This is a genomic window from Telmatobacter sp. DSM 110680, assembly GCF_039994875.1.
Classification (GTDB): Bacteria; Acidobacteriota; Terriglobia; order Terriglobales; family Acidobacteriaceae; genus Telmatobacter.
Genome location: NZ_CP121196.1, coordinates 809,274 through 824,448, shown reverse-complemented (window position 1 = coordinate 824,448; position 15,175 = coordinate 809,274). Strand labels below are relative to the sequence as shown.

The window sequence follows — 15,175 nt, the reverse complement described above, 5'->3', positions numbered from 1 at the left end:
GCATTCATCTCAGAAGTTGGTGATCGCAGTGGTCAACGGCGGATAGGCCGGTGCGTTTACCGGAGCCTGGAGAGTGGCCGTGGAGAGCCTGCCGGCGAGCGCTGGATTAAATGCCACGAAGCCGACTCCAAAAGCGGGGGAGTTTGATTCAAGGGTGAAGTTATCAACCCCCGGCGTCGGATTCACAAACAAGGGATTGGCAAAAAGCGATTGAGTATCCTCCCCTTGGGCTTGCCATTGCTTATAGGTCATCCACGTGATCGGCGGCTGCTGTCCGCCATTTGCTGGGAAGAGTGGGGTTCTGAAGAACGGGTCAGCCGTCTCCCCGCCCGTCACGTTTTTGTTGTAGTACAGATTGTCGTTGAAGGCGAAGTAGTTGGTGCATGTGGGCTTTCCTTCGCAATACCAGTAACCGTACTGAATGGAAGCTTTGTCGTAATAGAAGACGTTGTGCTGGAACACCATCGACAGGAAATTCGTGTCGTTGTGGCGATCCATCGCACCCATCGCCCCATAAGCCAGAATGTTGTTGACGAAGCGATTCGGCGGAGGAGTCGGACTTGGAGGTGAACCGGCCTGCGAGTTCATATGAAGGCTCGCGTCGGTGGTGCGGTAAACAAGGTTGTTCTCGAAGAGCACACCCGTGGCGCCGGCATCCGCGTAGAGTCCCCACGCACCGTAAGTACCGGGCGTCTGCTCGATGTTATAGATCTTGTTGTTCAGTGCGGCATTGCCCGAGTTCACGCCAGAGAGAAAATACACGCCACCCATATCCTCGGTGACGCCTTGCCCAAGATCGTGAATCAGGTTGTACTGCACAACATCGTCGTGGGCGTAGTTGCACAGATATCCCCAATTGAAACCGACGCCAACGCCCGTGTTGTAGAAGTCTGAAATCTCATTGTGCTCCACCAGCACGTTGTGCGCATCGCCAACCAACACCGCGAACCCTACAGCAAAGATGCGGCTACCCCCGGTAATGAGGTTATTGCCAATGTAGATATGTTGCGGCACATTCGCATCGGTGTGGGTTCCTGAGCCCGTGCAAACTCCCATGCCGCCGACGCGGATCCCGCCCGCACCTGTATCCGTAATCAGTCCGTTGCGGAACTGCGCGAGGTAGGGTGTTGCTCCACCCGAAACGCCCGGGCCTTCAAATTCGATTCCGTAAGCTCCCGTGTGTTCGACAGTATCGCTTTCAAATACCACGCCCGTGGAGTTCGTCATGGTGATGGCGGCGGGAGTACCGTTGTCAGCCTGTCCACCGTTGTAGCCACTTGATGGTACTTGGTAATCGCTGTGGGCGAAGGTGAGGCCCTGGAACGTGACGTAACCCAGATTGCTGGCGGTCATGATCTTCTGCAATCGTGGCGCGACAATGGTCGTGCTCGTCATCGACTCGCCGCTTTTAGGCAGATAGGTAATCATTCCCGTTGGCCGATCCACGTAGAACTGCCCGGGCACTTTCAGCGCTTCCTTCACGTTTTCGAGCAGGAAGTGATGACCATTGATAAAGCCGGTGAAGAAGCTGTTTTTGGTTAGTGAACTGGTGGTCACGATGGTCTTCGTGGAAATGTTCACGCTTTTGATACGCATGTGGGCCACATCCCACGCTTCAAAGTTGATCAGCTCAACGTCGCCAAGGTTTGCCATTGTCGAGAGCACACCGCCAGCCGGTGGTGTGCGATAGGTGAACTCATTCACGGTGTTCGTGCTGCCCGTGGTGCTGTACTCATTCACAAAGTAGAGATAGCCGGAGGGTGTGGTGCGGGGACGGTAGCGGCGCGCTCCGTTGACCCAGAGTTGCGTGAAGTACACACCGGAAGGCAGCGTTAGTTCCCAGGAATTGTTGGGGCCGACTCGCCAGGCCGTCAAGAGGCGTCCACCGCTGATTACTGGTGTCTCCCCCGGATAGTTGGCGTAGAGAATTGGTGTGGTCGATGATCCTGAATCCTCAGATGTGAAGGACCAGGTGGAAGGAAGGTAGTATGTGCCGCCGCGAATGAGAACCGTGATGGTGCGGCCACTGACGTGCGTCTTCAGTCCCTCGACAGCGATCCGTGCGTGGTCGACCGTTTTGAAAGGTTGAGCCAGAGTTCCGGGCCAGCTGTCGTTGCCGTTGGTCGCCACGTAGAAATCCGCAGACGTGCTGGTATTGGGTCCGGCAGTGACATTGGAGGCTGCTGTGGTTTCGGGGCTGGCGCTTTCATCCTGGGCCCGGAGGGATGGGCAGATCAAAACAAGGATCGCTGACGCCGCACACGCAAAAATAACTCGGCGAAGAGTTGCTGCTCTCATCGGGATTCTCCAGAATCTGAGGAGTTTGAGCGAAAACTGTGTCTCATAGGTCTGGCAGGTCGGGATGAAGGCAAGGATCCGCTGGAGTTTTGGAAGCATCCAGTTTCGAGAAGGTTGACTGGAGGGCAGAATTTTTATCGCCAACAGCAAAAGGGGGACGGCGGTTGAGACCGCGACTAGAGCACCCCGGTGACAGCCCGTTTGAGCGCAGCCCAAGCCAGCAGGCGAGTTGAATCCAGCACCGGAAGTGGAGAGTTCTTATTGCTGATGATGAGCGGGATCTCGGTGCATCCGAGCACAACCGCATCGCAAGCCTCATCTTTCATGCGGCGGATCACGAGTTGGTGAGAGGTGACCGACTCCGGACGAAAGACGCCGTAAACCAGCTCATCCATAATGATCCGGTTAATCTCCGTGCGCTCCTCCTCCGTTGGACGCATGTAGCTGATTCCGCGCGCCTCCAGCTTACGCGGATATACCTCGCTCTCGACCAGCCAGCGCGTGCCTAAAAGTCCAAGACACTTGTAGCCATGCTCCGACGCTTCATCGGCAACCACCTCCGCAATGTGCAGCCAAGGCAGCGGCGATCTGGATTCAACCATATCCATTGCTTCGTGAATGGTGTTGTCTGGGCAGACGAGGAAGTCGGCGCCGGCGCTCTTGAGCTTGCGCGCAGAGTCCATCATTAGCTCGGCCACGCCCTCCCAGTCATTGCGCTCGATGCACTCAACGTAGGAAGCAAGCGAATGGGTGTGCATCGTGATCTCAGGATGCGCATGTGGGCCCATCAACTGCGCTCCTTTGGAGCAGATCGTGCGATAGCAGAGCGCTGCCCCTTCAGCCGAGCAGCCCACGATCCCGATATGCAGAGGCAAGGACATTCCCCCTGATTCTACCCACCGCATCCCGACAAATCTTTCCGCTTCAGGAAACCGTCTGAACCTTCATGCGACTCGGAGACGCGACGTCAACTGCACGGTTTAGCATGTTCCATGCATGCAAACGCGCATCGCGCCGGTTTGAGCCTGACGATGAAAAGCAATCTGAGTTGTTGCAGAGGAGACTGAATGGTCACCAGACGTGAATTCCTTGACACACTCGCGGTGGGAGCGGCCGGGCTGGCGATCAGTTCGACGGCCAAAAGCTACGGCCAGATTATGGGCGCCAATGAACGTCTCAACTTCGCCGTAATCGGCTTGAATAGTCGCGCCTACGCGCACCTGTCGTCTCTCAAGGCCAATCAGGGTGCGGTGCACATCTCCCATGTATGCGACGTTGAGAGCAACATCCTGGCCAAATTTGCGACGGCCACCAACAAAATGATGGGCTACGATCCGGCGACGGAAAGGGATTTTCGCAAAATTCTGGAGCGCAAAGACATTGACGCCATCACGATTGCTACACCCGATCACTGGCACGCGCCCATGGCTATCCTGGGGCTGCAGGCGGGAAAGCACGTCTATGTCGAGAAGCCCTGCAGCCACAATCCTGGCGAAGGTGCGCTGCTAGTCGAGGCACAGAAGAAGTACGGCAAGCTGGTTCAAATGGGTACGCAGCAGCGTTCTTCGCCGCACACCATCGAGATCGTCAACAAGATTCACTCCGGCATCATCGGGCGTGCCTATTTTGCAAAATGCTGGTACGACAACACGCGCAAATCCATCGGTATCGGCAGGCCTGCCCCGGTTCCCGCCACGCTCGACTGGGATCTCTGGCAGGGACCGGCGCCGCGCCAGCCCTACAAAGACAATGTTCAGCCCTATAACTGGCATTGGTTCCGCATCTGGGGCACCGGTGAAACGCTGAACAACGGCACTCATGAGGTGGATGTCTGCCGCTGGGCGCTGGGAGTTGATTATCCCAACCGTGTGACCGCATCGGGCGGACGATATGCCTTCAAGGACGACTGGCAGTTCTACGACACACTGGTGACAAACTTCGAATATGACGACAAGGCGATTTCGTGGACGAGCGATAGTTGCAATGGTATGCACACGTACAATCGCGGCCGCGGCTCGGTGATCGAAGGAACCGAAGGCAGCGTGCTCGTCGACCGTGATGGCTACGAGGTTTACAACCTCAACGGGAAAAAGACGGACGAATTCAAAGTTGGCAAACAAACGTCAACGGCAGATCTCATCGGCGCCGACTCAATGACGGACGCGCACTTCGCGAACTTCATCGCCGGTATCCGCAAGGGCGAGAAGCTGAATGCGCCCGTCTCTGTCGGGAATGTTGCGGTGACCATGCTGCAGCTTTCAAACATCGCCTGGTTCGTGCATCGCGAACTCAATCTCGATCCCTCAGACGGAAAGATCAAGAACGACACGGAAGCCATGAAATTCTGGAACCGCGAATACGAGAAAGGATGGGAGCCACGCATATGAAACTCTCCCGCCGCAGTTTTGTCCGCTCCTCTGCAATGCTCGCTGCAGCTTCAACCCTGCCGATTGCGCATCCCGCACTCGCGGATCTAACTGAAGCCGGCGGTACGCCTTCGCCGATATGCCTGGGACTAGCCAGCTACACTTTCCGCAACTTTCCGCGCGCTCAGATGATCACCTGGATGAAGCAGCTCAACATCACCAGCCTCAATCCGAAGGACGCGAAAGATCATCTGCCCATGGATCCGACGGCCGAGGCGCAGGCTGTCTCAGACTATGAGGCCAACGGCATTCACCTGCACGCCGCCGGCGCCATCTATTTCCAGAAGGACGATGACGACGATATTCGCTCCAAGTTTGAGTACTGCAAACGCGCAGGAGTCAAGGTCATCGTCGCTGGCGATCCCGCACCAGCGACATTGCCGCGCGTGGAGAAGTTCGTAAAGGAATACGACATCAAGATCGCCATCCACAACCACGGGCCCGAGGACAAGATCTTCCCGTCGCCGCTAGATGTATTGAAATTCGTGAAGAATATGGACCCGCGGATGGGCTGCTGTATCGACGTAGGCCATTGCATGCGAGCGGGCACCGACGTGATTGAGGCAATCCACGCCGCAGGACCCCGCCTGTTCAATATGCACATGAAGGACCTGACGAGCTTCACTTCGAAGGAGAGCCAGGTAGCGGTCGGCGAAGGGAAGATGCCCGTCCGCGGGATCTTCGAAGCGTTGGTCAAGGTCAAATACCCGGGCTGGGTCGACCTTGAGTACGAGATTCACGGAGACGATCCGATGCCTGGCGTAACCGAGAGTTTTGCCTATATGCGCGGTGTTCTTTCCGGAATGGGCTACAATCCACGCGCCTAGCGACGCATATCACTCGAAACGCGTATAACCCACAAGCCGTATTGCCTCCATTGTGTGGGTGACATCAAAATGCCTGATGGATTGCGCATCCTGAAGTGGATGTAAGTGGTCGCGAACTCCTGCCACTCAGGCTATAGTGACCATTAGTCGACCGTGGTAAGACAACCCGGGCCTTGTTGATGCTTCCGTGGACCATAAGCAACTTGGGAGAATCAGGATGAAAGAGCGCCGCGGAACGAATCTAACTCTCTCCGCGTCGAATCTCGCCGACTTCTCTTCTTCTTATAACGCCGACATCGATCAACTGCTGGTACAGTTCCTGCAAAACCAGCCCCGCGTGAGCGATCTAATTCACGAGTTCGCTAACTCTTTCTACGCACGCCTGAACAACCGAGCCGAATACTCATTAATCCTGGCTCGATTGAGTTCCGAAGAACTGGAACATCTCAAGTTAAAACAAGCACAGCATCTCAACCTGCTGCTGTCGCCAGGTTTAACTCCGCAAATGCAGTATGAAAGGGCGCTCGAGGTCGGATGTATTCACGAGATGGTGGGAGTCAGCCTTCCCATGCTGGTGGAAACCTACCATCTTTATCACGCCAAAATGGACGACATCCTGAAGGCCGCGGTTTTGGATGAACATCAATTCGAACAGCTCAGAGGAGCACTGCATCAGCGCGTTCAACTGGATGTTGAAGCACAGATCGCGAGCCATGCCCGCTTCGATGGCGAAATTACCTCTCTTCTAGCGGCCTTGGATGAGGCGATTCAGAAGGCAGGGAATCTTGCGGACGTGCTGCGCAATACTCTGCAGGCGCTGGGCGACTTCGAAGGCATCGCAGCATGCCTGTTTTCAAGACCAGATGCTCATGGCGTAATGCAAATCGAGGCAGAAGGTGGGGAGCATGGATCCGCCTATGCCGAGGCGCTCCGGTCGCGGCGCGGACCGATGTTCGAAACGCAGGCAGCCAACGAAGCTGGTAACGGACCGGCTGGGCGCGCCTGGCGTTCAGGACAGATTCAGATCAACAACTCCTTTCAAGTAGACGCAGCGCTGCATCCGTGGCGCGACGAAGCCCTGCGATTGGGGTTTCGATCTTCCTGCGCGATCCCTCTTCTCGACGAATCAGGTCAGTCGTTTGCCATCTTGAGCCTGTACAGCGCATGGCCTGGGTTTTTCTCCGCCGCAACACGCGAAGCCATGCTCAGGCACATTCAGCAGGCCATGAGTCACGCCATTGTTCATGGTGAACAGACATCAGTAATCGCTGCGGATCTGAGGCTCCTCTACAGGGAATGTCTTGAAGATGGCGCGGTCGAGATGCTTTATCAGCCCATCATCGACCTGCGTACGGGGAAACTGGATGGCCTCGAGGCACTCGCAAGATTGCGCGGCTCGGACGGGAAGTTGATTTCGCCCGCCGCCTTCCTGCCAGCATTTGGTAATGCGGGTTTGCTGCGTCTTTTTCAATTAGGGCTCGAGCAGATATGCCGTGATGTTCACGCATGGTGCGATCAGTACCCGGATCAGAATCTGTCGGTGGGGCTCAATCTTCCACCCGACGGTCTTACCCAGGACGCATATCGGGATAGCGTCTTCGAAACATTGGCACGTTGGAAGCTAAACCCCAGCATATTGACACTGGAATTGCTTGAGAGCAAAGAGTCGCTTGACGTAGCACGACGCGACGCGCGAATCGCGGAATTCCAGCAGGCAGGCATCCGACTGGCGCAGGACGATCTGGGTTCAGGCCACAGTTCCCTTCTACGCATGGACCGCGTTCCGTGCGATCGCGTGAAAATTGACCAGGGCCTGGTGCGCGGTGCGCTGAAAAGACCGGTGCGCGCGCTCGAATTCATCTACCATCTCACCTTGCTGGCTCAGGGATTCGGCTCTCCAGTAACCGTGGAAGGCCTTGAGGATCTTGGCCTTATTGAAGCCGCTGCCATTCTCGGAGCAGATTACGGACAGGGCTACGGGATTGCAAGACCGATGCTCGTCCAAGACGTTATGCCTTGGAGCCATACTTGGTCCTTCCCGATTAACCCTGAACAGCCTTGCACCGCACTCGGCGCTTTGGCGGGCTATCTGCTCTGGGATCACAAGTTGGGCATGCTGGCGGATTGGCCGGAACTAGCCGCAACCTTTATCAAGGAGCCGTGGCTGGTCCATCGTTATCTGGATCGCGGCTTGAATCTCGATCCCGAATTGCCCTCCCTGTTGGAGCGCACCCAGATCCTTGCCCTGCAGGGCAAAAGAAGCCCCAGATACGCGAAGATGCGAAGCGAACTCATAGAACGACTCGGGAATAACTGGCTGAATGAGCGGAAATAGCCGAATTCTCCAGCATTCTCTATCTTGAGACCTGTTCTTTGCTGAATCGAATTGCCGGGCGATGCGCTCGTCTACACTGGTTAAGCCATGAATGCAGTTTCGATTCGCGGCGACTGGATCGGCCAGGTCATTGACGGGAGATTCTCGCTCCTCGAATGGCTGGGCGGCTCCGGCACCTGCGGCACGTTCCTTACCGAGCTTGATGGCCCCGGATCACAGAAGGCCACTCTCAAGTTGTTTTCCGCCCCGGCTCAAGCTGAAGATCGCCTCTCTACCTGGAAAACGACAGAAGAGCTGTCGCACGTTCACCTCGTGCGCATCTTGCACTTCGGCCGCGCGGAGATCGACGGAACTCCCCTGGCCTACGTAGTCACAGAATTTGCGGAAGAAGTTTTGTCGCAGATTATTCCGGAGCGTCCGCTGACTGCGGACGAAGCTCGCGAAATGCTCGGTCCGGTTCTCGATGCGCTTTCTTACATCCATGCGAAGGGGCTTGTCCACGGACATCTGAAGCCTTCGAACATTCTGGTTGTAGAAAACGAAGTGAAGTTATCGGCAGATGGACTGATCGCCGCAGGAGAACAGGCAATCGGCCTAAACAGCAGCGATGTTAACAACGCACCAGAAACAGCAACCGGACCGATCGAGCCATCTGCGGATATTTGGTCTCTGGGCGCGACCATCGTAGAAGCGCTAATCCAGGAATCACCTGCCTGGGACGCAGCAAGCGACGCCGACCCCGTACTGCCGGGGCCTTTGCCGAAGCCCTTTGCGGAGATTGCGCGTGCGTGCCTGACTGTTGATCCGGCACGGCGCTGCACTCTGAGCGATGTGCGGGCAATGCTTGAAGGCAGACCCAGTGTGTCCCCGTTGCCGGCTGCAACGGCGATGGACTTGAATGCGGCGGGTCTTCGCGCCGAACCTGTTGCACAAGCAAAAATTCCGGTCATCCCTCTCATCGTTGGACTTGTCCTGGTGGTGATCATCGCCATCGGATTCGCGATACGCGGGCACAAAACCAACACAGTTCCGATGCAGACTGAAACGACGCAGCAGGCCCCGCCCGCGGAACCAGATTCCAAGCCATCCGCTTCGACTGTTTCCGCGCCCCCAAGCGGCATTGCAACCACAGGCGTAACAGCCAGGGGCGAAGTCGCGAATCGCGATGTGCCGAATGTTCCCCGCACAGCCAGCGACACCATCCAGGGCAAGGTTACGGTTGCTGTGCGCGTCAGCGTTGATCCTACCGGCGCAGTGTCAGGTGCGGAGTTTGCATCGCACGGCCCGAGCGCGTACTTCGCGCGGCTTGCGATGGAGTCCGCGCACAAGTGGACTTTCAAGCCGCCGCAGTCAAATGGTCATGCAACGACGAGCACGTGGTTGCTGCGCTACGAATTCCGACGCAGCGGACCAGACGTGATCCCGCAGGAAACAAATCCATAGCATCTGCAGAATAGACCGATAGTTATTGGTGTAAAAAATATATGCAACCATATGGTTGCATATATTTTATGGTGCGCGAGATGGCAAGGTTTCAGGAGCGAGTAGCGCTTAGCTGCTCCAGCAATCCATCGAAATCGGCAAGGTCGGCATATTCGATCACGACTCGACCGCGGCCTTTCTTGTCTTCGATGTGAACTTTGAGGCCCAGCGCGCGTTGAAGCTGCTCTTCCACTTCCTTCACATTCGGATCAACTGGAATTTCAGGCTTGGGGTCTTTCTTTGACTTCTCGGGAAAGAGTATCCCCTGGACAAGGGTCTCCGTTTGGCGAACAGAAAGCGAAAGATTAGACACGCGCTGGGCCGTCTTCTCGAAATCCGGGTGGGATTTCAAACCCATCAGTGCTTTGGCGTGTCCGAAGCTAAGGCTGCCAGTTTCCACCAGCTTTTGTACGCTGTCAGGCATGGACAGCAAGCGCATGTAGTTAGAGACAGACACACGATCTTTTCCGGTGCGCGTCGCAATCTGCTCCTGCGTCATATGAAACTCGCGGGAGAGCCTTTCGAAGGCGCGAGCTTGTTCCATGGCATTAAGGTCCGCTCGTTGAAGGTTCTCGACGATGGTGATTTCTAGAGCCTGTTCGTCGGAAACCTGCCGCAGAATGGCAGGAATGGTCTTCTTGCCGGCCAGTTGCGAAGCACGCCAGCGCCGTTCACCAGCAATGAGCTGAAAGCGCCCGCTTGCGAGTGGTCGAACCAGGATAGGCTGGACGACTCCGTTTGCCGTGATTGACGCGGCGAGTTCTGCGAGTTCCGCCTCATCGACGTGGGTTCGCGTCTGAAAGGGATTGCGGTCGAGGTCGTCAATGGGGATCTCGCGAGGCTTGCCGCCTTCGGCTTCCATGGGGGACTGAGTATGAGAGGGAGCGGGGGCAGGCGCCGGGGTATTCACCCGAGGCAGTAAGGAGTCGAGGCCTTTGCCGAGGGCGCGACGTTTGTTATCGGGAGTGGCAATGCTCATCATCAAGTCCTCAAACCGGCCGATTCGCCGGGATCGTCTTTCAGCGCCTTTTCAGTAAATTAGAGGCGCTTAGGAATAAGGCCAGAAGCGAACTTCGGCTTTTGGTCGGGAATTCGCGGCAACCTTACGCTCCAGGCTCTTAGGGCTCTCGATTCGGTTGCGGGCGAGATACTCGCCGGCCAACTCGAAGTAGGCCTCTGTGCCGCGGGACCGCGAATCATAGACCGCCACTGGCTTTCCGTGGCTTGGCGCCTCCGCAAGGCGTATATTGCGCGGGATAACCGTAATAAAGAGCCGATCCTGGAAATGCTCGCGGAGAGTCTCGCGAACCTGCTGCGCCAGGTTAGTTCGGTCGTCATACATGGTGAGCAAGACGCCTTCGATGACGACATCGTGGTTAAAGGCGGCGCGCACACGTTCAAGCGTAGAAACCAGCTCCGTAATGCCCTCAAGAGCGAAATACTCGGCCTGCATAGGCACAATGAGTGTATTTGCCGCGACCAGGACATTCAAAGTGAGCAGATCGAGTGCCGGCGGGCAGTCCAAAATGACGAGGTCATACTGATCTTTTACCGGAGCGAGGGCAACGCGGAGCCGCACTGCGCGGTCTTCAACGTTCGTGAGTTCAATGTTGGCGCCAGTAAGGTTCTTCGACCCGGGCAGAATCCAGAGGTTTTCGACTCCGGTGGGAAGAATCACCTGTTCGGCCTTCGAGTCGCCGACCAGCACGTCGTAGATGGAGTGACGATTGTCGTCGCGCGCCACGCCGAGGCCAGAGGAGGCATTTGCCTGGGGATCGCAGTCAACAAGGAGGATTTTGAGACCTTCAAGGGCCAGACATGCGGAAAGATTGATAGCGGTCGTGGTTTTGCCCACGCCACCCTTTTGGTTCACGACGCCGAGAATCTTTCCCATGGCATTTCAGGTTAAAGGAAGGGACGCAAGCTGTGGGGTAGGCAATCTGTGGAGAACGCGTACTAGCTGTGGAAAGAACCAGAACACCACCCCCGAGTATAGCTACAAGAGCTGCCTTTTGAAGCACTTCAGCCAATTCAGACCTCCGTAATAAAAGATGTTGTCTGAAAGGCAACCCGGTGGAAAACTCCTGCTATTCAGCGATTTAGATGACACCCATCTGAATGTTCCACGTGGAACATGGTTTCCGTTCTTGGTCAATGTTTCTAACATTGTTCCACGTGGAACATTGCACTCGGTCAAGCTAGATGGGCGGCTCTACGAGTTGCGCCCCGGCGGTCGCTTCAAACCGAGAGCAAGGATGCGTTCCTCAGAGCCCGGGAGAGGGATTGCCTGTGAAAAGTCAAAATTGGCCCCGGCGACTTGCTGCATCTCCGGCAGGTCTGCGGCTGTTGTCATCAAGGCAAGCCATCCGGATTCCCGAACCAACGCCGTAGCCGATCTGACCGCTCGAGCCATCTCATCGACTGCACGGAGTGTAACGCAATCAAACTGCGCCCCCACCGCCTCGGCGCGCTGTGCCAAAACAACGGTCTGCAAACCCACACTCCGAACTACCTCGCGGAGGAAGGATGCCTTCTTGTTTTGTGATTCGGCCAATGTGACCGCGATCTCGGGACGACAAAGCGCAATTGGCACTCCAGGGAAGCCTGCCCCTGACCCGAAGTCCAGCAACGTTCCGATGCCTTGCGGAAGCGACTGAGCACATGCAATTGACTCGACAAAATGACGCGTCAAAATGTCTTGCCGATCGCGAATTGCAGTGAGGTTCATCCGCGTATTCCAACGCAGAATTAAATTGAGGTAGGAATCGAATCTGGCCACAGTTTCCGGCGATAGAGGCTCAAGTCGCGCGGAAACGAGAAGTTCGTTTAACCCAATACATGCCGGGGAGATTTCGTTGGCACTCATGCAGGGGTGGCCGATCTCTCAGCTGATCGCGGTTGCCAGGTTTCGGCAGCTTTGACAAATGCGGCAAAAAGGGCGCGAGAGAGTGGGCTCGCCGTATACGTGCGTTCCGGATGCCACTGCACGCCGACCACAAAATGAGAAGGGGAATCAAGCTCAACCGCCTCGATGACTCCGTCGGTTGGACACACCCCGGTCACACGTAGATTGTCTCCGGGCCGGCCAATGGCCTGGTGATGGCTGGAGTTGCAGTTGTCCTCTGAACTCCCGGCAGCCATTGAAAGGCGCGACGCGGCAACGATGTGTATGGGGTGCGCGTTCACAACGTCACGACCGGGCGCATGATTGACGGTTGTATGGAGAACGGCTTCTAGGTCCTGAATCAAGCTCCCATTCAACCAGACGTTCAACGCCTGCACCCCATAACAGATCGCGAAGATTGGCTTGTGGAGATTGAAAGCATCTTGCAGCAGCAGTTCGTCCACAGCACTCCGCGCCGCATCTGCCGGACCACAGGCAGGTATCCTCGATTCGCCGTATCGCTCTGGATCGACATCGAAACCACTCCCTGGCAAGAGAACTCCATGCGTCCCCGCCAACAAACGAGCGACTCTGTCTTGTCGTTCGTGTAGCGGGATGATGACCGGAGTGGCTCCCGCAGACTGAAGGGCCGCCACGTATGACGGCAATGAGCGGGCATTGTAGGCAGCATCTGTCGAGGTTGGTTCCGGCATCGCGATACGAATAATCATGGGCGTTTTCAAGTGTATGCGAGAATGGGAGATAAATCTTACCATTGGAATTATTATCGCTTAAGTTGTTGATTATATTTAACTTATTACTTTTAAAATCGCTGTAAACTACCAAATTATTTTTACCAGTGTTCTAGTCCTGACCTTCTCTGTAGCGTTGGCTTGTGCAGCCTACGGCGCCACAGTTGTGACAAGTCGCTTTCGCGGCTCGGAAAACAGCGGGAGTACAATTCAGAGTTAAATCCGGCTAGGTGAACATTAAAGGGCTCCGCCGCTTATTGCGTAATGCGATGGCGGTGGCTCGGGGTGGGTCATGGGCAAATTCAGTGTGGTGATCTTGGCTTCGGCAGTCAGCCTACTTGGTGGCTTTTCAATTAAAGGTGCACCGCAGAGTCCATCCTCAAGCGCAGCCGCAAATCAGGCAAAGGGCGAATATGTGTTTCGTTCCGACGTGCGACGCGTGCCCCTCGACGTAATCGTCCTTGATAAAGATGGGAATCCCGTTCACGGTTTGACCGAGAAAGACTTCGTCGTTGAGGAGGACAAAAAGCCTCAGACCATTCTGACGTTTGACTACACCGACGGCAGGACGACCGCCTTCACCCCGCCGAAAATTCCCGCGCTTCCCGCCAACACGTTCGTTGACTTGCCGACTGGCTCAGAGCGCGGACCGTTATACGTTCTTTACTACGACATGGTAAACACTCCCGTCGATGACCAGATGATGGCCTCCAAACAGTTGTTGTCGTTTGTGGACCATGCCCAGCCGGGCACTCGATTCGCGTTGTTCGTGAATATGGCCGGGCTGCACCTGGTGCAGGGATTCACCAGCGACCACACGTTGCTGCATGAGGCAATCTTGTCGAAGGGACCGGGCCCACACGTTCCCAACGTTTTCATGTATGGAAATCTCTATGGGTGGGAAGATGCCGGGGCCGTTCTCTCCAACATGAAGTTCATGGCTCAATACCTCGGCGGGATACCGGGTAGAAAAAACCTTCTCTGGCTTTCAAGTGAATTCCCCATCCCTGTAGGCCCCATCGTGACGGGGCTCAACTCGAACACAGGTGTGGGCGGAGGATTCTCCAGTTCAACCCTCCAAATCAATGACATGACCTACCTGGAAGCGCAGGGTATCAAAGAAGCTTACGCGGCGATGGCGAGCAGCCAAGTGGCACTTTATCCCGTAGATCTGGAAGGACAAAATCCGGAGAATGATCCCGGCGATCAACTTGTGAAAGGCGAGTACGAGAATGCCATCGCCGAGGCTACCGGTGGGCACGCTTACCATGGCGGTAATCGTTTGCAACTGCTGCTCGACAAGGCAGTGGAAGATGGCGAGAGCTACTATTCGCTGACGTATTCACCCACGAACACGAAATACGATGGCTCGGAGCGCCACATCCGCGTGACCTTAGCGGAAAAGGATAAGAAATACTCCCTCACCTATCGCACGGTGTATTACGGCCTGTCTGACGATGAGGCGCTGGAGGGCCATTCAAAGCAGATCATGCAACAGCGCTTTCTGGCTGCAAAGCAAACCGACACCCTGTACGCCACCGTTGAGCACGGAGCGCCCATGATGCACGATGTCCTGTTTGTTGCGCACATGGCTACGGTGGGAAAGCCAAGACTGGCGAGTGCAGAAGAGATGAAGCAGCTTGAAGATTCGCCGCTGTACTTTAAAACACGCAGGAAGGCTCAAACTTTGAAGCCGCCTGCACCGGTGAATCTTCAGCAATACGTGATCAACTACGACGTTATCGATCCGCAGCTGCGGAGCCAGGCGGCACAGCAGCAGGCACCGCAACTGGAGTTTGCTGCGGCCGCATATAACAGCGACGGAACTCTATTGAACAGCATTCTGAACAAGGGCGTTATAACGATCGAGCGGCAGCCGGACGGTAAGGTCGACAAACGTTTCCATGCAATTCAACAACTGGAGGTGCCACCTGGGGGTGCCTATATTCGCTTGGTCGTGCGCAATCCGCAAAACGACCGAACGGGCGCATTGGAAGTGAAACTGCCTTTGAAGCAGGAGGCGCAAACCGCCGCGTTGAATCCTGAGCAAAAGAAAGAAATCAATTAAACTGCGTCGCGCAGGTGACTACAAAGCCAAACTTGTTCAGCCGAAAGCTTTCTACGCGGCAACATCAAGCCATATGGACGTCATCGTACGGTTGTGAGGGAAG

11 protein-coding genes are annotated in these 15,175 nt (G+C 55.9%); 5 read left to right on the top strand and 6 right to left on the bottom strand.

Annotation, left to right across the window (positions count from 1 at the left end):
• Positions 1–9 precede the first annotated feature (9 nt).
• A complete protein-coding gene (locus P8935_RS03305; RefSeq protein ID WP_348263591.1) occupies positions 10–2,298 on the bottom strand; it encodes a right-handed parallel beta-helix repeat-containing protein in 2,289 nt (762 codons plus the stop codon).
• A gap of 176 nt (positions 2,299–2,474) precedes the next feature.
• Positions 2,475–3,179 carry an amino acid racemase gene (locus P8935_RS03300; protein ID WP_348263590.1) on the bottom strand — a complete coding sequence of 235 codons (705 nt, stop codon included), beginning with the start codon at positions 3,177–3,179 and terminating at the stop codon, positions 2,475–2,477.
• Between the two features lie 186 nt (positions 3,180–3,365).
• Here P8935_RS03300 and P8935_RS03295 point away from each other — a divergent pair, with 186 nt between their 5' ends.
• The 4 genes from P8935_RS03295 to P8935_RS03280 all read left to right on the top strand — a co-directional run bounded on the left by P8935_RS03295 (position 3,366) and on the right by P8935_RS03280 (position 9,329).
• Positions 3,366–4,685, top strand: coding sequence for a Gfo/Idh/MocA family oxidoreductase (locus P8935_RS03295; protein ID WP_348263589.1), 1,320 nt, complete (start codon positions 3,366–3,368; stop codon positions 4,683–4,685).
• Positions 4,682–5,551, top strand: coding sequence for a sugar phosphate isomerase/epimerase (locus P8935_RS03290; protein WP_348263588.1), 870 nt, complete (start codon positions 4,682–4,684; stop codon positions 5,549–5,551). Before P8935_RS03295 ends, P8935_RS03290 begins: the two co-directional genes overlap by 4 nt.
• Before the next feature lie 217 nt (positions 5,552–5,768).
• A complete protein-coding gene (locus tag P8935_RS03285; RefSeq protein WP_348263587.1) occupies positions 5,769–7,886 on the top strand; it encodes an EAL domain-containing protein in 2,118 nt (705 codons plus the stop codon).
• A gap of 87 nt (positions 7,887–7,973) precedes the next feature.
• Positions 7,974–9,329, top strand: coding sequence for a TonB family protein (locus P8935_RS03280; RefSeq protein ID WP_348263586.1), 1,356 nt, complete (start codon positions 7,974–7,976; stop codon positions 9,327–9,329).
• Positions 9,330–9,420: 91 nt separating this feature from the next.
• Here P8935_RS03280 and P8935_RS03275 read toward each other — a convergent pair whose 3' ends face one another.
• The 4 genes from P8935_RS03275 to P8935_RS03260 all read right to left on the bottom strand — a co-directional run bounded on the left by P8935_RS03275 (position 9,421) and on the right by P8935_RS03260 (position 12,983).
• Positions 9,421–10,350, bottom strand: coding sequence for a ParB/RepB/Spo0J family partition protein (locus P8935_RS03275; RefSeq protein ID WP_348263585.1), 930 nt, complete (start codon positions 10,348–10,350; stop codon positions 9,421–9,423).
• A 66-nt stretch (positions 10,351–10,416) separates the two neighbouring features.
• On the bottom strand, positions 10,417–11,262 hold the full coding sequence (locus P8935_RS03270) for a ParA family protein (protein WP_348263584.1): 846 nt from the start codon (positions 11,260–11,262) through the stop codon (positions 10,417–10,419).
• A gap of 318 nt (positions 11,263–11,580) precedes the next feature.
• Complete coding sequence (rsmG, locus tag P8935_RS03265; protein WP_348263583.1) at positions 11,581–12,234, bottom strand: 16S rRNA (guanine(527)-N(7))-methyltransferase RsmG; 654 nt, start codon at positions 12,232–12,234, stop codon at positions 11,581–11,583.
• Complete coding sequence (locus tag P8935_RS03260) at positions 12,231–12,983, bottom strand: gamma-glutamyl-gamma-aminobutyrate hydrolase family protein (RefSeq protein WP_348263582.1); 753 nt, start codon at positions 12,981–12,983, stop codon at positions 12,231–12,233. The genes rsmG and P8935_RS03260 overlap by 4 nt, the downstream gene beginning before the upstream one ends.
• Before the next feature lie 313 nt (positions 12,984–13,296).
• On the opposite strand from P8935_RS03260, the gene P8935_RS03255 reads away from it, so the two are divergent.
• Positions 13,297–15,072, top strand: coding sequence for a VWA domain-containing protein (locus P8935_RS03255; RefSeq protein WP_348263581.1), 1,776 nt, complete (start codon positions 13,297–13,299; stop codon positions 15,070–15,072).
• Positions 15,073–15,175: the final 103 nt, after the last annotated feature.